This is a genomic window from Duncaniella muricolitica, from assembly GCF_910574735.1.
GTDB classification, from domain to species: Bacteria; Bacteroidota; Bacteroidia; order Bacteroidales; family Muribaculaceae; genus Duncaniella; species Duncaniella muricolitica.
Map to the genome: position 1 here is coordinate 13020 of NZ_CAJTCF010000039.1, position 23193 is coordinate 36212.

Genomic DNA, 23193 nt, shown 5'->3' on the forward strand with positions numbered 1-23193 from the left:
TAGAAAATATGATTCACAGATATTTCCCGCATACCCCCGAGGACATTGCGGCTATGCTGGCCAAGTGTGGCATGGAGAGCCTCGACGACCTGTATGCCGACGTCCCCGAGTCGCTCCGGCTCAAGCGTGACTATGACGTGCCTTCGGCCATGAGCGAAGAGCAGGTGAGAGCCTGTTTCCGGGAGCTCGCGAAGGCCAATCTTCCGCTCACATGTTTTGCCGGACAGGGTTTCTATGATCACTATGCTCCGGCCGTGATAAGCCATATCATATCGCGCTCCGAGTTTCTGACGGCCTATACCCCTTATCAGCCTGAAATCTCGCAAGGCACTCTGCAATATATCTTCGAGTATCAGACCATGATGAGCCAGCTCACGGGGCTTGATGTGTCAAACGCTTCGATGTATGATGGTTCTACCGCTGTGGCCGAAGCCATGATGATGGCTGTGGCCCATGCGCGCAAACGCAATCGGGTGTTGGTGAGTGCGACGCTCAATCCTCTATATATAGAGGTGGTCAACACCTATGCCCGCTATCATGGCGTGACAATCGACCTCATACCCGAAAGCGACGGCATAACCGATCTCGACGCCATGACCTCGATGCTTGCCGACGGCAATGTGGCCGGAGTGATACTCGCCACGCCCAACCGCTACGGCATACTCGAGGACTATACCGGTGTGGCCGACAAGGTGCATGCAGCCAAGGCTCTGCTGATAATGACCGCGCCGGCCTCGGCTCTCGGTGTCATCAGGAGTCCGGGAGAGTGGGGGGCAGATGTGGCGGCCGGTGAGGCTCAGTCGCTCGGCATGCCGCTCAATTTCGGTGGTCCGTATCTCGGTTACATGTGTTGCACATCGGCCCTGATACGCAAACTGCCGGGTCGTATAGTAGGTGCGACAGTCGATGCCGACGGACAACGTGTGTTTGTGCTCACGCTTCAGGCTCGCGAGCAGCATATACGCCGCGAGAAAGCTACCTCCAACATCTGTTCCAACCAAGGGCTGATGGCTCTTTATGCGGCCGTATATCTGTCTCTGATGGGGCCCGACGGCTTGCGTGAGGTCAATGAGATTTCTGCCGCCCGCACGCGCAGCCTTGCCCGCCGTCTCGAGGAGTCAGGACTGTTTGAACTGAAATATCCCGGCCGTCCCTATCTGAATGAGGTGGCCATGCGCTATCGCGGCCAGGCTCCGCTCGACATACTGCTGTCGACAGTCTGCGCCGACTATGAGATGCTGCCCGGCGTTCAGATCGACGAGGACACCGTGGTGTTCTGCGCCACCGAACGCCGCACGGCCGAGGAAATCGAGGCCCTTGCCGCAGCTCTTGTCGCGGCTCATGACGACATTAAGGATATTGACTCACAACTTGAAGAGAAATGAACAGAAAATTATACGGGAAAGTAATATTTGACCTTTCCAAGCCCGGCCGTCGTGGTTATTGTCTCGCAGAGTCAGGTTGTGAGGACGCCCTGGCCGACATCCCTGCAGCCCTCTTGCGCTCGGCTCCCCCGCGTCTGCCCGAGGTCGACGAACCTACAGTGGTGCGTCACTACACCAATATGTCGACCAACAACTTTGGTGTCGACACCGGATTCTATCCTCTCGGGTCATGTACGATGAAGTACAATCCCAAAATCAACGAGGAGATGGCCGCTCTGCCCGAGTTTGCCGCCCTGCATCCTCTCCAGCCGATATTTACGGTCCAGGGTGCTTTGGAGGCCTATTACAGACTCCAGCGTCTGCTCAGTGAGATTGGCGGCATGGCCGAGTTTACACTCAATCCCTACGCCGGAGCCCACGGTGAGCTGACAGGTCTCATGGTGATACGTGCCTATCACGACAGCCGTGGCGACAAGGCCCGTACCAAAGTCATAGTCCCCGACTCGGCCCACGGTACCAATCCGGCATCGGCCGCTGTGGCCGGACTTCAGGTGGTGCAGGTCAAGTCGCTCCCTGACGGCACAGTGGATGTCGACGCCTTGCGTCCGCTCCTTGACGAGACGGTGGCTGCGGTGATGATGACCAATCCCAACACAGTGGGCATCTTTGAGCATAACATTCCCGCAATAGCCGAGATGGTGCATGCTTGCGGCGCGCTGATGTATTACGACGGAGCCAATCTCAATCCTATGCTCGGTGTGGCCCGTCCAGGCGACATGGGCTTTGATGTCATGCATATCAATCTGCACAAGACTTTCTCCACGCCTCACGGCGGAGGCGGCCCCGGTGCCGGTCCGGTGGGTGTGCGTGCCGGACTCGAGGAGTTTCTTCCCGATCCGCGTGTCAAGGTGCTCGAGCATGAGGGCGAGATGCTGTATTACACAACCGAAGACCCGACTTCGCTCGGACGTGTGTCCTCCTGGCTCGGCAACTTTGCAGTAGAGTTGCGTGCATTGGCCTATATACTCTCGCTCGGACGCGAAGGATTGAGGATGGCCGGTCCGCTTGCCACACTCAATGCCAACTATGTCAAGGAATCGCTCCGTGACCTCTATCTGCTGCCGATCGACAGGGTGTGCAAGCACGAGTTTGTGTTTGACGGACTGGCCGACAAATCGACAGGCGTCACCACGCTCAATGTGGCCAAACGTCTGCTTGACCACGGCTTCCATGCGCCCACCATCTACTTCCCGCTGCTATTTCACGAGTCGCTGATGATTGAGCCAACCGAGACAGAGAGCCTTGAGACACTCGACGAGTTTATAGCCGTGATGCGCGACATCGCCCGTGAGGCTGCCGAGACTCCTGAAGTGGTCAAGGAGGCTCCGCATCTCACCCCTGTGCGCAAGCCTGACGACACTGCTGCTGCTCTGAAACCAGTTGTGTCATATTTCAGTGAATAAAATCAACCTCTAAGCCCGATAACTGACATGACTCATGATATTATAATCATCGGAGCCGGCCCCGGCGGTTATGAGACCGCTGTGGTCGCTGCCGGCCGCGGACTTCGTGTGGCTCTGATAGAGCGCGGAGAGCTTGGCGGCACGTGTCTCAACCGCGGATGTATCCCCACCAAGACACTCTGTCGCAGTGCCGAGGTCGCCGTTACTGTGCGAGAGGCTGTCGCTTATGGAGTGGAATTGCCCGATGACAATCCGGTGATAAATTATGCTGCTGTGGCCGATAGAAAAGATGCTGTCGTGGCACAGTTGCGCGAAGGTGTGGCGCAACTGCTCAAGGGTGTCGATGTGGTCAAAGGAGAAGCATCGTTTGTGTCACCGGCAGAGATTTCAGTCGAGGGTGCAATCTATTCGGCTTCTCGGATCATTATTGCCACCGGCTCCTCACCTGCGCGTCTGCCTATACCCGGAGCCGAACTGGCCATGACGAGCGACGAGCTCCTATCCATGACATCGCTCCCCTCGTCAATCGTGATTATAGGGGCCGGAGTGATAGGGCTCGAGTTTGCATCGGTGCTCAATGCCTTCGGCGTCAAAGTCACGGTTGTAGAATTTTGTCGCGAGGTGCTTCCTCCGTTTGATGCCGAGGTAGCCAAGCGTCTGCGCATGTCGTTAAAACGCCGAGGCATAGACATTCTCACCGACACACGTGTGACTGCAGTCGAAGCCGGTATGAAAGTGATATGCGAGGCCAAGGGCAAGGTGAAGACTCTTGAGGCCGAGGCCGTGCTCATGGCCGTAGGCCGTCGCCCGGTATTGCCTCCCGGACTCGAATCGCTCGGCATAGTGCTTAACCGCGGAGCTATTATGGTGGACGATGACATGAAAGTGCAATGGGATGGCAAGGCACCTGAAGATGTCACGGTTTATGCCATCGGAGATGTCAACGGCCGTTGCATGCTCGCACATGCGGCCACCGCACAGGGCGAAATCGTGCTGGGCGAAAAGCGTGCTCTTGATGTCATCCCGTCGGCGGTCTTTACCATGCCTGAGTGTGCTATGGTCGGACTTACCGAGGAGCAATGTGCCGCACGCGGCCTTGACATAAAAGTCGGTAAGGCTACATTCAGAGCCAACGGCAAGGCCGTAGCCATGGGCGAGACCGACGGTATGGTCAAAGTGATAAGCGATGTGTCGACAGGCCGTCTGCTTGGCTGTCATATCTGCGGTCCGCATGCCGCCGATCTCATACAGGAGGCTGCGACAGTAATGTCGGCCTCACTTCCGGCAGCGGCCATAGCTGAAGCCATACACTCCCATCCGACACTCGGCGAGACACTCCGTGCAGCCATCCTGCAGTGAGGCATAATCACCTGGTGATTACATTTGGACGTCCAACATTATAATATCCCGACAGGTCGCGGCCACTCCGCCCCCCTGTCGGGATAATTATTGTAAAACCATGGCATATATAATGGCTTGGGTGGAAATTTTGCAATAATATTCGGGGAGATGACAACTTTTTCAATGGGGTGAAGTGTTGTGAATGTATATGGTTTTTATTTATGGAAGATATATCCACACATTCATTGGTTGTCGCGTTGATGCTTACGCTTGTGGCCGGAATGGGCACCGGGGTTGGTGCGCTATTGTCGCTGTTGCCTCAGGCCCGTGAGACACGTTTTCTGGCCGGAGCACTCGGCTTTTCAGCCGGTGTGATGCTTTATGTTTCTTTTCTCGACCTCATGCCCCAGGCTCTTGCCGACCTTGGCGAAATCTATGAGTCACGTCTGGCCGATATATATTGTGTACTGGCATTTTTCGGTGGTATAGCTTTGATTGCACTGATAGATTTTCTTGTGCCGGAGGAGGATAATCCACACGAATACAATCATGTGGAGCATCCTGTGGCTCCGGCTTCTCGTTCAGGCCGTACAGGCATAATGCTTGCTCTGGCCATCGGCATACACAATTTCCCAGAAGGTATGGCTACGTTCATCTCGGCTCTTGACGGCGTAACGGTGGCCATACCTATTGTCGTGGCTATTACGTTGCATAATATACCAGAAGGTATAGCTGTGTCGGTGCCTGTATATAATGCTACCGGCAGTCGGCGAAAGGCTTTGGTGTGGAGCATTATCTCCGGACTTGCCGAGCCTCTGGGGGCTGTTGTGGGAATGTTGTTTCTGCTGCCACTATGGACTCCTATGATTAATGCGATATTACTTGCGGGAGTTGCCGGAGTGATGGTCTATATATCGCTTGACGAACTTTTGCCCGGAGCAGAGAGCTACGGCCATCATCACATCACTGTGACATTCCTTATACTCGGCATGGCTCTGATGGCTGCATCGATGCTTATGGCCTAAAAAATGCGTTGTTGGATAAAATAAATCGTTGGTTTGCTTGGATAATAGGGGAGATTGCACTAAATTTGCAGTACTACAATGCTATTGCCATGAAAATCAAACACTGCGTCACGTTATTATTTCTATTTGCACTGATGAGTCCATATGCTATGTCGGCAGAGCGGAGCATGACTTTGGCCGATTCGATTATGGCCGACACTACGTTTGTATTGCGAGGTGTGATGTCAAAAAAGTGGAACGGCGTGATTAAATTTGCTGTCTCCGATCCTATTAAAAACAAGTCACATGAGTTGCGTGCCGCCGGAAACGGACGGTTTGAAATGACTGTCCCGATGCGCGGCATGATTCAGAATATGTATCTTTATGTCGGCGATGCGGTGACGGTGCCTGTGTGTGCGGGTGATACGATTAATATAATATTTGAGGATGATAACATGCGGCTTACTGCCCGCGATCCAAAGGCGCAACTGGATCTGCAGCTTGCCGAGATTATCTATAACAAAATGCGTAAACGTTATCTTGACATCAACCGAACCTATAATTCTTACAATGACAAGTCGGGTTACAAAAGGCTCAAGACCGTTGAGAGTGACTCTATTTTTGCTTTGGTAATGAGTAAAACAGATGATTACCATGAGCGTTACAAGAATATTGTTGACACTTTCATCGCCAATCACGGCACTCCCCGTCTGGAGGAATATTTCAGAGTTGCGGGTTATTATGGACCTCTTCGTTTTCTGGCATATGGAAACGGTGACATGAAGGTGACCAGAGGGGCTTATATGTCGGAGATGCGTAACAATATACCGTTCAATTTTTATCAGGAGTCTTTGATGAAATATCCTGAATATGCCGCGTTTATGCTTTACTATCTTGGTCAGGTGACAGAGCGAGTGTCACGTACATTTTTACGCAGAGGTGATTATCACGATAAGGTCCGGCACGCTATGGATGTGTCAAGATTGATTTCTCCATCACGATTTCTTAATGAACTGTCGGAGGTCAGAATGATTGACGCCAACATGCTGTTGGGTGTGGACGATAATTACAGAAAGCATATGATATATGTCTACGACAATCTGCATACAGCCGCTCTGCGCCGGGAGATGGAGAGACGTATGGCGGAGGTGGACAGGCTTGTGCCCGGACAGCCGGCTCCAACATTGGTTATGAAGGACAGCGATGGCCGGAAGTATACGCTCGATGATTTCAAGGGCAAATATGTCTATCTTGATTTCTGGGATTTCGGTTGCGGCCCTTGTATAACCGAGTTTGGTGTCGTACCCAGACTGCGCGAGTATTACGCCGGACGCATGGATAATGTGGAGATTATCACGGTGTGTGCCTCCGATGCGTCAAAAAGCAAGTTGGAAAAATTTGTCGAAAAACATAAAATGAACGAGCGCAATCTCATACTTGATGCCCGAAGTTCCGACAGCGTGTATAACATAACTTCATTTCCGACTTATATCCTGATTGATCCCCAAGGGCGCATAGTGGAGTTTTACACTGACCGTCCGTCGGTAATATTGTTTAAGGCAGACGCAGGGGTTGCCACGACATTTGACAAAGCTCTTACACCTAAATAAGTTTATGATATGAATCTATCACGTTTATTGTTTACATTTATAATATCTGTTGGATTGCCGTTGACAGCTTTGTGTGCCACAACTGAGCCGACTGAAGTACTCTCGCGTACGCTTGATGAACTACGCAAAGTGCACACGGCAAGGTATATGATGACCGAACATGTGTTTCCTGTACCTATGGATACGGCGTGTGCAAGCATTAATGTATATCGGGTAATCGAGTGTGAGAATCCGGCCGATACATTTGGTAACGCAAAGTCTGTGATATTTAAGCCAGATGGTAAATTGGAGCGGGCTTATGACGGTGTTTACAGTTATTATGGGTGTTATGATAGCGGTTTTATAGAAAAGAACAGTTGGAAAAACTATAATGGTATACGCTATGTCCAGCCTCCGTTTTACAATCATGCAATGCACTTGTGTGAATACCTTCTTGAACCTAACGACAAGATTACCATTACGATGGAGGATGAGGGGGACAAATGGCTCGTAAAGGCAGAAGTGCGCGAATGGCAGCAGGTGTGTTTTTTCGGCAAGCCATATATATGTCCATCGATGGCTTATACCAAATCATATTTCGGTTTGCGCATAAACAAGTCAGACATGATGCCCATATGGATTTCATATCTTAGGGATTGGCCCCAAAGCAGATATGAACGAACGGTGAGCGAAGTTGAAATCAATCCTGTCGCTGTGGAGGGTTTTGTGATCGAAGATTATATTGGAGACATGCCCGTTTATCAGGATGAGGAGGCTGATAAAAAAATAAAGGAGAGCAGAGAGAAACATTACCAGGAAGTGTTTGACAGGCCGTTTCCCACCGACACATTGCAACTCGTGAGCGGCGGCACGGTGTCATTGCCTCAGCTTGGCGACAGGGTGAAGGTGATACTCTTTACTTTGGAGCATTGCGGTGCGTGCAAGTATGCCTATCCGATTGTCAACGCCATATATGACGATTATCCGGCCGACAGTGTAGCTGTATTCGGTGTGTTATGGAACGAGAATCATCTGATGGAGGGTGTGAGACTGTTTGCTGAAAGTAATGGAATACGCTTTCCGTTTGCCAAGGATAACTGTCACTTTTATTCTCATTTCTTTCCCGGAGGATTAGCTCCTAACATACTTGTGGTAAGCCGTGACAATAAAAAGGTATTGTGGCAGCGAGGTATGGACAGGTTTAAACTTGATAAAATCGAGAAAAAGATACGCGAAGCCATAGATAAAGCGTTGCTTTAGAGATTATGAGTTATAGTTTAAAAGTTTAGGGATTAGATGCTGGTCACGAAGGCCTGTCTAATCCCTAAACTTTAAACTATAAACTTGTAAACTTTTAATTATTGCTGTGCGTAGCTGAGCACGGTGGGACTTTCGACATCCACACCATATACACTTGCGCGGGCGAGTATGGCACGTGCGAGTTTTGGCTTTAGCTCTTCGGGGCAGTAGCGGAAATATGCTTCGGCCGCACGCACGTGGGCGGCATCAGGCATAGGATATTCACGGCGTTCGGGGAGTCCGTACACACTGTCGGGAAGCTCCTCGCGTTCTTTATAAGAGATGCGGTCGCTCATGTGTTTCTGCTTGTTAAAGGTTGAGACGGAAACCGACCTGCATGAGACCTTGTGCGCCGAAACCGAGTTCACCAAACATCGAGGCTACGCGCGAGAGTCCGACTTCGGCACCTAACGGTGACACTTGAAATGCGAAATAAGACTTGTTTTTGCTCCAGTCGTCATGAGTCATGTGGGTGATGTCGACACCGACGGCTCCGTGGGCATAGAGTTTGACGATAGAGTTACGCCAGTAGTCATACTTACCGTTGAGCATCACTACATGATAGTAGGCGTTGGCATCGTCGTGGTGTTTATAGGAGGCAGAGGAGAATGTGTAAGTGAAACCGAGGGTAAACGATGGCGCAACCTTGAAGTTGATACCGGCAGTCAGCGCACCCCATGCGTTGTTGATAGAACCGCCGTCATGCATGTCGGTACAGTCCATCTGGGTGTAGCCGCCATAACCGATCTGGAGTTGGGCTTTCTGGGCACTTGCTCCGAATGCGAGGCCGAGCACCGCGCACATAACAAGTAGAAACTTTTTCATAACGTAAATAGTTGTTAGGACGAATAAAAAAATGTTACATCTTAAATAACATTAATAGTCGTAAAATAGTTTACTTTGCTTCGCAAAAGGTTATGAGGTTATGAGGTTAATAGGGTTATGAGGTTATAGGGTTATAAGGTTATGTAGTTACGAGGTTATAAAGAAAAATTCTGATTTTGTAAAGCAAAATCAGAATTTTCAATAAAGTGAACGAATAACTCCGCAGGCTAACCTTATAACCTCATAACCTTATAACCTTTTGCGAAGCAAAGTATCTTACCAGCGGACACCGTTGCTTGATGAAGAGCGTTTGTCATATTTGAGGTCGGAGAGGAGGGATGACTTGACTGAGATGTGGAAATTGTAGCTCTTATATGGTCCGACAGGAACGAAACTTGCACGCATCGTGAAGCAGTGCATGTCGCGTGAGATGTTGCAGTTCATATAAGCGATCTTGTGGGTGTCGAAGTTATAGGAAGCCGAAAAACCAATGTTCCAGTTTGTGGTAGGGCGTATGTTGCCCGAGAGTGACAGGTTTTGGGTTATCTTGCCCTTATATTCGAGTTTATTATAATCAAATTCTCCGTATCCATAGTTGACCGAATAGTTGAACGACAGGTTCCACGGCACATTCCATGCCATGTAGCCGTTATCGCCTATCTGTATGCCGTTCTTGTTCTTTTTTGTATCGTTGGCATTGGTCGGGCGCGCAGGGTCGTCCATTGGAGTGCGGTCAGGAGTATTTTTATTGTCTTTATCTTTGTTTTTGTCCTTGTCATCGCCTCCGCCAAACCATTTTTTGAACGTGTCATTGTTGAACGTGTAGCTGAATGACGTGCCCGTGCTCGACAATTTTCCCCAGCCTTTGCCGTGGGTAAGGCGCAGCTTGTTGATGCGTACAGGGTTGCCGTTGGCATTCAGGCCATACATATATACGTCCCACGTGGCCGAGAGGTTGAGGTTGAAGCTCTTGGTGAGACGCAGCATTATCGATGTGTTGAGGTTAGACCAGTTCATCGAGTCGGCCGCGAAATTGTAGCTTTGCGATAGGGTGAAATTCTCGATGAGAGATACTTTTTTCTCACCTATTGAGTCGTTGTCATCACGCACCTTCATCTCAAGGTTGTTGGCGAGTGAGAATGATACCGAACCGTTGCGTCCGCTGCCGGGAACACCGAAAAGACTGTTCGGGAACATCGAGTATTGCTTCTTTTGCAGACGTCCCTGTGCGTCAGTATATTCATACGAGCCGTAATAGCCGAAGAAGGGCGACGCGAAGTCGGGCGAGCCGGAGAACGATATGGTGGGCGTCATGACGTGACGTATCATCTTAACCTTTTTGCCAAGGAATGGAAGTGGCTGGAAGAAGCCATATATCTTGGTGTCAAGCGATACAGAGCCGGAGAAGTCCCATACGTTATAGAAGCTGTAGGTGGTGTCGAGCACCTCGGCCGAAGCGTTGGGGTCCCACTGACGGCGCACCTTGGTGGTGTACATACGGTCGGTGAGGCTCACGGAGGGGGTGATGTTGAAATACTTGAATACGTTGAATGTCGCGGAGATAGGCACAGAGTGCTTCATGCCGTTGCGCCAGTCCTTGATGAGACTTTTCTGGAAGAATACGTCCTGCTTGGCCGTGAGCGAGTTGTTGAACTGACCCGAGTAGGAGAGCTTGATTTTCTCATACCATTTCTCCGCTCCGACAGCCTTCTTGCGCTTGAAGGGGTAGACCTGCGACATGGTGAGCGTAAAGTTGGGGAACGATACGGCAAGCGTCGAGTCCTGTGTGCGTTGTGAGACGTTGGCGGTGGTTGACAGCGACCATTTCGAGTTGGGGAAACGATAGGTCATGTTGATGGTCGAGCTCTTGGTGTTTTCGGTAAACGCGCTTGAATAGTATGAGTTGAGGTCGTTGCGGGTATATCCGCTTGTGGTGAAGTTGACGCTTGCCGAGAAGCTCATGTTGGGATTGGCCTTTGAGTCCTGAGAGTGGCTCCAGAGTATCTGGAAGTTGGTCGACTTGGCATAGTCGGGCATACCCTTGTCGCCTGTGATGGTCTTGAGATATGATATGTTGAAGTTGCCCGAGTATTTGTAGCGTTTCAGATAGGCCGACTGGGCGCGCAGACCCCACGAGCCGAGAGTGTATATCTCGCCCGTGAGAGCGAGGTCCATGTTTTGGCTTATGGCGAAATAATAGCCGCCGTTGCTCAGATAGTATCCGCGGTTGTAGTCGTCGCCGAAGGTCGGGAAGATAATGCCCGAAGAGTATTTTTCAGAGAAGGGGAAGTAGCCGAATGGCACGGCGAGCGGAAGCGGCAGTCCTGCCAGCACCATATAGGCGGGACCTGTCACCGCATCCTTTCCGGGACGCACCTTGCCTTTGGTGAGTTGCATCCAGAAGTGGGGATGCTCATGGTCATCACAGGTGGTGTAGCGGGCGTTCTCTATATATATGGTGTTTTCGTCAATCTTTTTGGATTGTCCGCCGGTGAGGTATCCTTCGCCCTGCTGCGTTATAACATCGGTGATAAATCCCTTCTCGGTCTTGAAGTTGTAACGCATGGTCTTGGCCTCGTAAGTGGTGCCGTTGTCGTCAAATACTGGCGAGCCCTTGAGGTCGCCGACCGAGTCGACCGTGCCGACAGCATAGACTGTGGTCGAGTCAAGATTCATTTCGATCTCGTTGGCGTCGAGTTTGATACTTCCATATGTCACTTTGCCGTCGCCATACATGTAGGCCCGGTTTTGGCCGGTCATCACCATCGAGTCTTTGGCCGAGAAGTCAACGGCATTGTCGAGGTCGACCTTTGTACGTACGATCTTTGAACGGGTGCCGTTGTCGCCGGCCGAGATGCGGCGGCGGCTCAGACGGGGACGGCGGGTGGAGTCGGTCGACATCTCATGACGCTGTAGCACCGAGCGCGGGGCTTCGGCAAGCGAGTCGGTCATGAGCGAGTCGGGCATAGCGATGGTGTCAGGCATGAGTCCGGCTGAGTCGACCGGCAGTCGGGGAGCGGTGAGCACGGGGCCTGTGGCCGTCGCAGTGTCGTGGGTCTCGACTGAGACAACGGTGTCGGCGGCTTCGGGTTCAGACGTGTCGCCTATCAGGTCGATGATACGTCGCGCGCCGGCCGACACTGAGTCGGAGGGACTGTCGGTGCGTGTGGTGGTGTCGCTGTCGATGGCGGTTGAATCAGCATGAGCGGCGTGGGGCAGTCCCGCGTCGCTGTTCACCGGCCGTGATATGGCACCTACCGAGAGGGCACACAGCAGTACAATCGCTATTATATATAATTGAGTTTTCCTCAAAATTTCAGATAAATCTCTGCAAAGTTATAACATTCCCTCCAATTAGCCAACAACACGTGTAACATAGTCACAAAATAATTGTTAATGAGCACCTATTTGAAGAAAAGGATTAAAAACTGAGCCAAAAAGGGCGAATAATTATAGGTTTTTTCGTATTTTTGCAGTGTTTTATGCTGGATTCAGTATAAAATTAGAAAAAATTAATCACTGTCACACCATCTCATAACTACAGTTATGCCGCGTCAACATTTTGATTCATTGGATATCAGAATCCTCGAAATGCTCTCCAACAACGCCCGAAAGCCATTTCTCGAGATCGCTCGAGAGACACATATCTCGGGTGCAGCCATCCATCAGCGCATCCAGAAGCTCACGGCTGCCGGGGTGATACTCGGATTCCGCACCGAGATAGACCCTGCCTCTGTCGGATATCAGACATGCGCATATATAGGTTTTATACTCAACGACTCCACCAAGTTCAATGAAGTCGTAGAGCGTCTTCGCGAGATTCCTGAAGTGGTCGACTGTCACTTCACCACAGGTACTTATGACATTTTCGCGCGGATATATGCGCGCAACAACGCCCATCTGCTCGAAATAATCCATAAGAAACTGGGCCTTGGCCTTGGACGCACCGAGACCTTGATTTCATTCAAGGAAGTGTTCAAGCGTCCTGTGCCAATACATGCCGAAAACGTTGAATAACCCCACCGCATTATATCATACATTCGGCTGCAAGCTGAATTTTGCCGAGACCTCCACAGTGGCTTCACTGCTGGAGGCCGAGGGCATTATGCGTGTTGCCGAGGGCGAGGTGCCCGACTATATAGTGGTCAACACATGCAGCGTCACCGAGATTGCCGACAAGAAATGCCGTCAGGCCATACGCTCGTTTGCTCGCCGCTATCCTCATGCCAAAATTATTGTCACCGGCTGCTATGCCCAGCTTAAGCCTGAGGAGGCGGCTTCGCTTCCGGGAGTGGCTGTTGTGGCCGGTAATGACCGCAAGCTGCGCATCATCGACTATGTGAGAGGGTGTGAGTCGGCCCGTGGTGTGGTTCACCATACGCCTACGGCCGATATACGCGAATTTTCTCCGTCATGTTCGCGCGGCGACCGCACTCGCTATTTCCTGAAAGTGCAAGACGGATGTGACTATTACTGCTCATATTGTACCATACCTATGGCGCGCGGCCGCAGTCGCTCGGGTACTATCGACCAAATCGTGGCGCAGGCCGGTCAGGTAGCTGCCGAAGGTGGCCGTGAGATAGTGATAACAGGCGTGAATATCGGTGATTTCGGCAAACGCACTGGCGAGAATTTCTTTGACCTGTGTCGCGAGCTTGACACTGTCGACGGCATCGAGCGTTACCGCATATCGTCGATTGAGCCCAATCTGCTCACCGACGACATTATCAATTTCGTGGCTTCGTCACGACGTTTCATGCCTCATTTCCATATCCCGCTGCAGAATGGCAGTGATGAAGTGTTGAGGCTAATGCGCCGACGTTATGACACGGCATTGTTTCGCCACAAGATTGAATGTATACGTTCGGTCATGCCCGATGCGTTTATCGGAGTCGACCTCATAGTAGGTGCGCGCGGCGAGAAAGAGGAGTTGTTTGACGAGTCCCGTCGTTTTGTCGAGAGCCTTGACATCTCGCGTCTGCACGTATTTACTTACAGCGAACGGCCCGGCACGCGAGCCCTTGAGATAATACCTGTGGTCAGTCAGGAAGAGAAGCATCGGCGCACCCGCATAATGCTTGACGTGTCGGAGTGCAAACTGCTCGACTTCACAGGCCGATACATCTCTACGGTGCGTCCGGCCCTTATCGAACATCCGCGCAAGGATGGCTCGATGGCTGCGTTTACCGACAATTATCTGCGAGTCAATATCCTTAATCCCGACCCGGCGTTGGCCAATCAGGTGGTGCCTGTCCGCATCACCGGCATAAGCCCTGATGATGTCGAGGAGTGTGAGGGTGTTATTGAAGTATAGAGTATATGGTGCAGACGTCCTTATCAGACACCAACCGTGTGGCTGTGGTCATCCTCAACTGGAACGGCCGCAAGTTGCTTGCCGACTATCTCGGCTCGGTGGTCAGACACACCGATGCCTCCGTGGCCGATGTGATTGTGGCCGATAATGGCTCGACCGATGACTCTGTGGAATATGTGCGCGGCCAATTTCCCTCGGTCGAGATAATCGCTTTCAGTGAAAACCTCGGTTTTGCCGAGGGCTACAACCGGGCTATCGACATGCTTGCCTCCCGATATAAATATTGTGTGCTGCTCAACTCTGACGTCGAGGTCAAGGACGATTGGCTTACGCCGTTGTGGCGGTTTATGGAGTCACATCCCAAGGCCGGAGCCTGTCAGCCGGTGATACGCTCGGTGATTGAACCTGACAGGTTTGAGTATGCCGGTGCTGCCGGCGGATTTCTTGACCGTCACGGTTATCCCTATTGCCGCGGTCGCATATTTGATACCGTCGAGACCGATTGCGGGCAATATGACACCCCTATGCAGGTATTCTGGGCCAGCGGGGCGGCACTGATGGTCGATATAGAAGTCTATCGCAGATGTGGCGGTCTCGACAAAGAGTTTTTCGCACATATGGAAGAGATAGACTTGTGCTGGCGCATACTTCTGAGCGGACGCGAGGTGTGGGCTGTGCCTGATGCCCGTGTCTATCATCTCGGTGGAGGCTCGTTGCCAGCATCCAATCCGCGCAAGACTTATCTCAACTTTCGCAACAACCTCTTGATGTTGCATAAAAATCTGCCCGACTCATGTCGGCGCGGACTCCTGTTTCGCCGTCGGCTGCTCGATACGGTCGCATGGGCTAAATTCCTTCTGTCAGGCGATAGCGAAAACGCTTCGGCGATACTCCGTGCCCATCGTGATTTCAGACGTATGCGCAAAGCCTATACCTCACATCCCAAGCAAAATCTGCTTAATGTCGACACCAATATTCTCTTTGACTATTTCGTCCGCAATCGCCGCACTTACGCAGAATTGAAAAACTGAATTGTTCTAAACATAAGCATCACACGGCTAAAAGACACAGGTGTCTTTTAGCCGTGTGATGCTTATGTTTAGAACGGATATCCTATGGCGAGGTGGAAGGCGAGTGATTTGCGGAAAGATTCCATGTTGTAATATCCTCGTTTGCTGGTGTCATAGGGGGCATGTATGCCTATGCCGAGGTCGGCACGGATTATGAGCATGGAGATGTTGAACCGCAGTCCGGCACCTGTGCCGAGGGCGAGGTCGCGCAGGAATGTGGATGCGCGCAACTGTCCGCCAGGACGGCTCTCTTCGTTTTTAAGAGTCCAGACGTTGCCTGCGTCAAGGAATACGGCACCGTGGAGCGGGCCGAGTATCGGGAACCGCAGTTCGGTATTGGCCAGGAATATGAATGTACCTGTCTGGTCGAAATAGCCGTTGATCTGACTGGCCGGAGCGCGATATGAACCCGGACCTATGGAGCGGACGGTAAAAGCACGTACCGAGTTGGCTCCGCCGGCATAAAACTGTTCGCTGTAGGGCACCTGGCTCGAGTTGCCATAGGCATAGGCCGCGCCGGCTGCAACACGGTTGACAAGCCACATGTCGCCCGAGCCTATGCGCCGGCCATAGACTATCTGACCGTAGCCTTTGATAAACTGAGAGAATGGTGTGCCAAGCAGCTTCTTTTCTTTGTGCGCGCCACACAGTTCGTATACCGACCAGAAGATATTGCCGGCCTGTTGCACCGAAGCCTGTATGTTGATGGTGTTGTCGCGGTTCATGGCCCGGTCATACACCATAGAGTAAGACATCTGGGGTATGAATTGGTTCATGAAACTGAGTGCAATCGCCGGATTGGCCTGCATGATGGAGTCGAACACCTCGGTGGTGTTCTGAAGTTTGGTGTATGTGAGTTTGAAGAGAGTGAACGAGTTGGAAATGTAGCGTGACGAACGCCAGTCGTAGGATATGCCGGCGTTGAATTGTGACATTTTGAAATAGTGAGGGCGGTTGAGCACATCTATACCGAGAGATATGCGTGTCCAGTTGATGTCACGGCGGCTTCGCGGCACAAATTTAGGTGCGAGCAGACGCGGGAAGGCAAGTGTGGATTTCAGGCCTGCCTCATAGGAGTTGAAGAGGCTGCTGCGTCCCGAGCCTGTCTGCCATTCATATGAGCCGGTGAGGGAGACCGAGAGCTGTTCGCCGCCCCCGAAGATGTTGCGGTTGGTGAGTCCGAGCGAGAGTCCCGGGCCGAGATAGGAGTTGGACTTTGATGAGACATTAGCCTCGATAGAGGCTTCCCATGGGCGGTCGAAAGTACACTCTATCGCCACGTTGAGCAGCCGACGGTCGCGGTGGACCGTGTCGGGCGTAACAATCATGTTGATATTGTTGAATATGCCCATGCGTGACAGCCGTTGTTGCGTGAGGTCCATCTGGCGCACCGAAAATGTGCGGCCGGGACGAAATGCTATGCATGACGGTATCAGTGACTTGCGCAGACGTGACGGTTTGAACTGTATGACGTCACCTTTGGTGGTGTGTATGGTGTCGGGGGTGCCTCCGCCTTTATTGCGCATGACCACGGTGGTAATCTCGCCGGTCGAGAAGCGGTCGAGTGTCCATGGATGGACGTTGTCGGCAATCGAGAGACGCATGGCTATACGTCCGGGCGTAATGGTCGAGTCGGCGAGATACTGAATGTATTCGGGTTTGAAGTAATAATATCCGCGGTTGCGCACAGCATTGGCTATCTGCACGCGCAATGATGACAGAGAGTCGGTCGAGTAGCGTGTGCCCGGCTTGAAGTAGGCCGAGCGGAGTGCTACCGAGTCGATGAGATGATAGAGGTGGGTAGAGTCGGGGAGCAACTGTATGGAGTCGATGAGATAGGGGGAGCCTGACTCGACGGTGTAAAGTATGGATGCCTTTTTCTTATTTTTTTTCTGGACGAGTTCGTAGGAAGAACGGCCTGCAAAATAGCCGTTGTCATCGAGTATGCGGTCGAGCATGTGTGTGCGCACTTCGGGGCGCACGTCGCTCACAAGCACCGGCTCTGACACAAGTTTCTCGTATATCCAGTGTTTGAATCCGTGAGGCGGGTTGGGCCAGTTGTTGTAGACCCACAGGCCGATGGGGAAAGGTGTGCGGTAGGAGGCCGAGCCGAGCAACGGATTGTTGGGCTTGACCGACACAGCTTCGGTCAGCGATGACTTGACATCAGCCGGAAACGGGGTGTCGTCAGGTGTATTAACCTTGACACCCTTTAGGCCGGTGTAGAGGATTTCGTCCTGAGGCAGACGGCGGGTGGTGGAGCAGGATGTCGCGAGCATAAGTGCTAACGAGACCGCCGACAATATGTTGATATAGCTTCTGACAGACATAACTAACTTTAATCTCTATACTTTCAACTCTATACTCTTATTCAGTCTCTTCTGATGCCAAACAGTTCCCACAGGGTGTTGAGTTTTTTCTTGAGCACGAAACCGACACCTGTCTGCGTGATTTCACCCTCGAGAATGCTCTCGAAACCTGTGTGGCGGAATACTCTGACATACATCGACCCCGAGGCGTTGAGCATATATTCAAATGATATGTCATTGATGAGGTTCTGCGAGAAGTTTTCGTCCGAATCGGCATCGGTGGAATAGTTGCCGCCGACGACAATCTTGAACCGATCGTTAAACAGGCTCTTTGACACCCGATAGCTGTAGGAGGTGGCAGTCGAAGTGTTTCCCTCATAGGTGCGGTCATACTGGTCGATGCCAAACGAGATGTCGACGCCGCGTATGTTGTTTGCGGCCCAGGTGTTGAGCTGAGAGGTAAGGAATGAGAATAGCGGATTGCCGCTCAGGCTCGTGCCCTTGGTGTTGGCACCTGTGTAGACGTTGTAGAGGAGCAGGTTCATGGCCTGGTTGGCCCGCTGTTCGGCCGACATCGATGTCAGTTCGTTCTGAACGGTGATATCATCGTTGGTCGAGAGGTCAAAGGCCACGTTCATGTTGTCAAACGTGTTGGTTATGGAGAGCATTACGTCAAAGTTGACCACTCGGGAGTTTTGTCCGTCCTGTGTCACATTGGCGCGCACCACATCGACAGCCTGGATGTTGAGCACGGGATTCATCATGTCGCCGTTAAATGCGATGTATGAGCCGTCCTTAAAGGCAAAGTTTTTCTCGCTCATCAGCGGCGGTGTGTAGCGTACAAATCCACTGTTGATATTGACACGTCCAGTGAGGCGCGAGCCGTTGAGAGGCGACATGGAGAAGTCGAGATCGCCCGAGGGCATCACCTGTACACGGTTGTTGCCGTTTGACGACAGGTCGACATTTACAGTGGCTCCCTCGCGCAGATGCAGGTCGGCGTTGAGGTTGAGCGACATAGCGGTCGACGCGATAGAGTCGGCCGAGCGGGTTGTTGTGGTGTCGTTAAACTGTATGAAGTGTACCATGTCCTGGTCGGACTGTCCCGAGATGGTCTGTTCGGCGTCGGGCATCACATAGGTGACGTTGGTGCCTTCGAGCAGCGAGATGTCGGCGTTGACATTGAGCCGCTGCATGTTGCCCTTGACTCCGGCGAAAAAGTCGAGAAACGCTTTGCCGTAAACGTCGGCTCCGCCTCGGGCGCGGTCTGACTTGACCACCTGGATGTTGCGTGCGGCCATGTCGAGGTCAAGACGCAGGTCGGTGAGATGGCGGGCATCCACGGTGCCGTTGAGCGACAGCGGATTGGCATTGCATGCGAGGATGTTGAAGTCCTTGAATGTTATGACGTTGCTGTCGACGGGTATCTTCTCGTCGGAGAATGTGAACGATGTGCCGAGCATGGTCACTTTGACTGCTGTGGTGTCAAAGTTGATATATCCGTCAAATGTCGGGTTGGCCATGTCGCCGGTTATCTGCATTGAGCCGTTGAGCTGGCCCGACAGTGAAGCCATCTTGTCGGGGATAAACGGGTTGACGATATGCAGCGGGAACTTAATCATGCGGAAATCGAGCAGGAACGGTGTGGCAAGCGTAGAGTCGTTGAGCACACCGCGGGCAGTGATGGTCGGGATGGAGTCGACCATGAGTGTAAGGTCGGCCATTAGTTTGCCGCCGGCCGAGTTGGCCACGTTGACGTCAAGATTGAAATCGCCCACACGGTCACGTCCGTAGTAAAGGTCGGCCAGCGAGATGGTGCCGTTGCCGGTAAGGGTGGGCTTTTCATATCGGAAGCTCAGGTCGGCCGAGACCTCGCCCTTTATAGGCGGAGCAAAAGGATTGATGGCAAGCCAGTCTTGCAGACATATGCGTGACACCTGTACTTTCAGGTCTTCCTGCTCGCCGTGATATCGGTCGTGGTGAACGGTCGAGTCGGCGTGGGCCGTGTCGCCCTCGGGATGAGTGGTGAAAATGCGCACGAAGCTCTTGTCGCCGGTCAGTTCGAGATTGGCGTCGATATGTTGTGTGGCGAGATCGATACTCAGGAAGTTGTCTTTGTTGAGAGTCCAGGGCTTATAGGCGATGGTCGGAGAGAGGGGGACAAATCTTACGGTCACGATGCTGTCGGCTATGTCGGCGTTGAGTCCGAGGTTGAAGCCTTTTTCGCCCTTGATATTTTCCTGTTTTAGAAATGCCGAGGCCCGTGTGTTGCCGGCAAAACCGTTGAGTGTGACATGTGCGAAGTTGTCAAATGTGCCCGGACGGTTGTTCATCGTGGCATTATATACGAGATATTCGCCGTGTTGCACGGCGTTGACACGTATTGTGTCGAGACGGGTCTTGTCGATTGACAGGGTGTTGAGCAGAGCGTTGAATCGCAGCAGCGAGTCGTTTGACACCGAAGCCGAGAGCTGTCCGATGTCAATGCCTGATGAGGCCAGATATTGGGCGGCAACATTGGTGCGGCCCATGTCGGCATGCAGGGCAAATCTCGGTATGGCATTGCTGAGCACCGGGACATCGACACGCATGCTGTCCATCTGCGACTGTATGGCGGTCATGGCGGCAGGCATACCAGAGATGAATGACAGCAGCGGACCGGGAGTGGTGAGCAGGAGGTTGAGGTCGCCGTTTGTCAGCGAAGTGCGCGAGCCGTCGCTCTCGGAGCGGGAAGTCAGTGTGATGGGTGAGCCCGGCTCGATGGTTATGCCGGGAAGCTGCCATTTGAGCGAATTGATGTCGGCCTTGACATCCATGCCTTGTGTGGCGATATTGTAGAATCCCGACGAGGCTATCTGCATGTGTCCGCCGTTGAGCGAGTCGGAGAGATGCAGAGTCATGAGGTTGATGTCGCGCAGGTCGCCGCTGATGTCATAGCGTATGCTGTCACCCTGTAGCCATGCGTTAAATCCGAGTGAGGCGTCGGCTCCGGGATTATGGCTCACGAGTGTGCCTGACGCCTCGCCGGCATGAAGCGAGGTGTTGAGTGCTATATCCGAATAGGTCTCTTTGAGATATGTTATCTGCTTAACCTTTATGTCGGCATCAATAGATGTGTTTTTGGCCATAGGGTTGTAGCCGCGCCCGTCGACTGAGACGCGGGCTGTGACGTTGCCCACGCCGAGCGACGGCATGAATGCGTCGACCGGAAATCGGTCGAGAGCTATCGTTGCGTCATAATCCTGCGGTCGCGCACGCCATGAGCCGTCGGCGGCCAGACGTCCGCCTTTGGTGGTGACAGTTATATCGCCCGAAGCCTGTCCGGGATGGTAGTCCACACTTCCGTTCAGACTGAGTGAGGGGACTGACGCTATGGGCAGAAAAGAGAACCTGCGGTCGGAAAGCGACGCGAGGGCTCCGCTGAATGAGATGTCTCCGCCGGCTTTGACGGGATCAAACGGATGGTCGATGGCTCCGTTGCCTTTGAGCCGGAACACGCCGGGCATGGACATGTCGAGACTGTAGACATTAAGGTCATCGGCTGTGCCGTCAATGTCGGTAGAGAATGTCAGCATCCCCATAGGGGCGAGCATTGCTTTCATGTCGGGAAAAGCCAGAGTCACATCGGCCGGCGATACCGTGCCGTTGCCTTTGAGCGATAACGGCAGGTCGGGGTCGGCGGTGAGGTCGCCTATGCCCATGGATGCGTCAAATCTGAGCATTGAGCGCAGAGTCGATATGCTGAACGCATCAGCTTTCATCATTTTGCCATCCATGGTGAAAAGTCCGTCGGCGCGCAGGGGCAGACCGCAACGTTCGGTGGCTATGAATTTTCGCAGAGGCACACGTATCGAGGTGCCGCGGTTGTAGAACGAGTCTACCTCGATGGCAATGTCGGTCGCGGCGATGTAGGACGGGTCAAAACCGGCTACCGGCGTGACACCGCGCCTGGCATACAGAGCCTCGCGGCCTGTGAGGCGCAGAGTGTCGGCTGTGATGGTCCACATCTCCGAGTCGGGAGTAGGAGCGGTATCGGCCGAGTCGGCCGGAGCGGAATTTTCGACGGCCGGATATATATATGTGGCGGCCACGCTGTCGATATACAGCGAGCGTCCGAATATCTTTTTGTTACGCATGTCGACAGTGGCCATGTTGAGCGACGCGCGGTCGATGTGACATCCGAGTGAGTCGATTATCGGCATCATTTCCATAGAATAGTCGACATCGGATAGAGTGATGCGTCCGGCTCTGATGAGCCATGGTGTGGTCGAGGCTGTATCTGTCGGAGTCTCTGTGCTGTCCTCGAGCATCCTCAGGGTGACGCGGAGACCCGAGATGTCGGCACGGTCGAGATTGATGGTGTTTTCTTTGAGTAGGATGTCGGTCGCCGAGATGTCGCCTCTGGCAATGTTGGCGCGCAGCCACAGGAGCGAGTCGGCATTGCCAAGCTGATAGAACGCACTGTCGAGCGACAGTCCGTCGACATCAACATGTCCGCGCAGCAGCGGGAGTATTTTTACGGCTACCGACGCGTTGCGGGCGGTCAGCATGGTGTCGCCGGCCGCTTCAATCACGGTCACGTCATCTACACTGAGACTGAGGGGAAATCTGAGCCGCAGCCGCCCGACGTGTACATCCATGCCGGTCGAGGCGTTGACCTTGTCGGTCGCGAAGCCGACCGCCCAGTCCTGAACCGGAGGGATATAGAGAAGCACCGGGACGAGTATGACCAATATCACCGGCACCAATACAATCCAAAGAATTATTTTGCCAATCCTGCGTGCCAAAATGTGAGAATTTATTTAATAAGTGTGAATGAATGAAAATCTATATAATTTACAACCACGTACAGCAGGAAAAAGTTTAACAGAATTAGGCGGTTGCGACAGAAAAAACTCTCGTCGCAGGCGTGTGGCGTAAGCGGCGAGAGTAATAGGCTGAGGGGGAGTCATACTGACACCCACGACGGGAAATGGCTTATTTGTCCTAAGCAAGTGAAACAAGGAGTTCCTTGCCGTCTTCTGAAGGCTGGAATACGAGTTTTCCCTCGCGGGCAAGCCATCCGAGAGCGGCATAGACCTCTTTCTCGTTTTTGAGCTTTGCCATTTTCTTGATCTGCTTGGTATCAAGAGTCTGAGCTTCATTAAGGGCAGCCCACACGAGGCCGGCATTCAAGCCAATAGTTTCGGTGTTCATTGTTAAGTATTTAAAATGGTTAAAACTGTTCACAGTCCTATAATCCGTCGGGCAGTGGTAATCGATGTGAAAATCAGCCCATTGAAAAATGAGACACGCAAATTTAATAAAAATTTGTTAAACGACTCATGTCTTTTCAACAAAAATAACATGCCTTTGGTTCATTTTGCTACAAAAATAGTTTTTATTACGAAAAAAACTTCGATTTGCTCAATAGCATTCAATGATTGATTAAGGATTTAAATTAAGATATCGACAGCACGAAAAACGAATTTTTAGTTGTAACTATTCAGCGGACGCGCCGATGTAGTCGCCGTTTAGAAAAGGGCGAGGATTGCGTTGTAGGGCGAGTTGCCGTGCTTCTTGGTTGTCTCGACGATTGAATGCAGATCCATAAA

At 52.3% G+C, this 23193-nt stretch carries 15 protein-coding genes; 9 read left to right on the top strand and 6 right to left on the bottom strand.

Features of this window, described 5'->3' with window-relative positions; translation table 11 throughout:
• Positions 1 to 8 precede the first annotated feature (8 nt).
• The 6 genes from gcvPA (at position 9) to QGT73_RS09835 (ending at position 8042) form a co-directional block, all read left to right on the top strand.
• Complete coding sequence (gene gcvPA / locus QGT73_RS09810) at positions 9 to 1385, top strand: aminomethyl-transferring glycine dehydrogenase subunit GcvPA (RefSeq protein ID WP_280122332.1); 1377 nt, start codon at positions 9 to 11, stop codon at positions 1383 to 1385.
• Positions 1382 to 2848 (top strand): aminomethyl-transferring glycine dehydrogenase subunit GcvPB, encoded by a 1467-nt coding sequence (gene gcvPB / locus QGT73_RS09815; protein WP_280122333.1) that lies wholly within the window; start codon positions 1382 to 1384, stop codon positions 2846 to 2848. Before gcvPA ends, gcvPB begins: the two co-directional genes overlap by 4 nt.
• A 27-nt stretch (positions 2849 to 2875) precedes the next feature.
• Positions 2876 to 4207, top strand: a complete 1332-nt coding sequence (gene lpdA, locus QGT73_RS09820) for a dihydrolipoyl dehydrogenase (RefSeq protein ID WP_280122334.1) — start codon at positions 2876 to 2878, stop codon at positions 4205 to 4207.
• A 203-nt stretch (positions 4208 to 4410) separates the two neighbouring features.
• On the top strand, positions 4411 to 5214 hold the full coding sequence (gene zupT, locus QGT73_RS09825) for a zinc transporter ZupT (RefSeq protein ID WP_280122335.1): 804 nt from the start codon (positions 4411 to 4413) through the stop codon (positions 5212 to 5214).
• 134 nt (positions 5215 to 5348) lie between these two features.
• Entirely contained in the window at positions 5349 to 6803 is a 1455-nt protein-coding gene (locus tag QGT73_RS09830) for a TlpA family protein disulfide reductase (protein WP_280122336.1), read from the top strand.
• 9 nt (positions 6804 to 6812) lie between these two features.
• Complete coding sequence (locus QGT73_RS09835) at positions 6813 to 8042, top strand: TlpA family protein disulfide reductase (protein ID WP_280122337.1); 1230 nt, start codon at positions 6813 to 6815, stop codon at positions 8040 to 8042.
• 98 nt (positions 8043 to 8140) lie between these two features.
• Here the strand turns inward: QGT73_RS09835 and QGT73_RS09840 are convergent, their stop codons facing one another.
• The 3 genes from QGT73_RS09840 to QGT73_RS09850 all read right to left on the bottom strand — a co-directional run bounded on the left by QGT73_RS09840 (position 8141) and on the right by QGT73_RS09850 (position 12218).
• Positions 8141 to 8377: a hypothetical protein gene (locus QGT73_RS09840; protein WP_280122338.1), complete on the bottom strand. Its 237-nt coding sequence runs from the start codon at positions 8375 to 8377 to the stop codon at positions 8141 to 8143.
• Between the two features lie 13 nt (positions 8378 to 8390).
• Positions 8391 to 8906 (bottom strand): hypothetical protein, encoded by a 516-nt coding sequence (locus QGT73_RS09845; RefSeq protein WP_280122339.1) that lies wholly within the window; start codon positions 8904 to 8906, stop codon positions 8391 to 8393.
• A gap of 276 nt (positions 8907 to 9182) precedes the next feature.
• The gene (locus tag QGT73_RS09850) at positions 9183 to 12218 is read right to left on the bottom strand and encodes a putative LPS assembly protein LptD (RefSeq protein WP_280122340.1); all 3036 of its coding nucleotides are present in this window, start codon (positions 12216 to 12218) and stop codon (positions 9183 to 9185) included.
• Between the two features lie 234 nt (positions 12219 to 12452).
• On the opposite strand from QGT73_RS09850, the gene QGT73_RS09855 reads away from it, so the two are divergent.
• The 3 genes from QGT73_RS09855 to QGT73_RS09865 are packed head-to-tail and all read left to right on the top strand — an operon-like array spanning position 12453 to position 15251.
• The gene (locus QGT73_RS09855) at positions 12453 to 12923 is read left to right on the top strand and encodes an Lrp/AsnC family transcriptional regulator (protein WP_123616105.1); all 471 of its coding nucleotides are present in this window, start codon (positions 12453 to 12455) and stop codon (positions 12921 to 12923) included.
• A complete protein-coding gene (mtaB, locus tag QGT73_RS09860; protein ID WP_280122341.1) occupies positions 12904 to 14220 on the top strand; it encodes a tRNA (N(6)-L-threonylcarbamoyladenosine(37)-C(2))-methylthiotransferase MtaB in 1317 nt (438 codons plus the stop codon). Before QGT73_RS09855 ends, mtaB begins: the two co-directional genes overlap by 20 nt.
• Before the next feature lie 5 nt (positions 14221 to 14225).
• On the top strand, positions 14226 to 15251 hold the full coding sequence (locus tag QGT73_RS09865; protein WP_280122342.1) for a glycosyltransferase family 2 protein: 1026 nt from the start codon (positions 14226 to 14228) through the stop codon (positions 15249 to 15251).
• A 68-nt stretch (positions 15252 to 15319) separates the two neighbouring features.
• On the opposite strand, the gene tamL is transcribed toward QGT73_RS09865, so the two are convergent.
• From tamL to QGT73_RS09880, 3 genes are all read right to left on the bottom strand, one after another.
• Entirely contained in the window at positions 15320 to 17620 is a 2301-nt protein-coding gene (gene tamL / locus QGT73_RS09870) for a translocation and assembly module lipoprotein TamL (protein WP_280122343.1), read from the bottom strand.
• Between the two features lie 41 nt (positions 17621 to 17661).
• Positions 17662 to 22386, bottom strand: coding sequence for a translocation/assembly module TamB domain-containing protein (locus QGT73_RS09875; RefSeq protein WP_280122344.1), 4725 nt, complete (start codon positions 22384 to 22386; stop codon positions 17662 to 17664).
• 199 nt (positions 22387 to 22585) lie between these two features.
• A complete protein-coding gene (locus QGT73_RS09880) occupies positions 22586 to 22795 on the bottom strand; it encodes a winged helix-turn-helix domain-containing protein (protein ID WP_280122345.1) in 210 nt (69 codons plus the stop codon).
• Positions 22796 to 23193 lie beyond the last annotated feature (398 nt).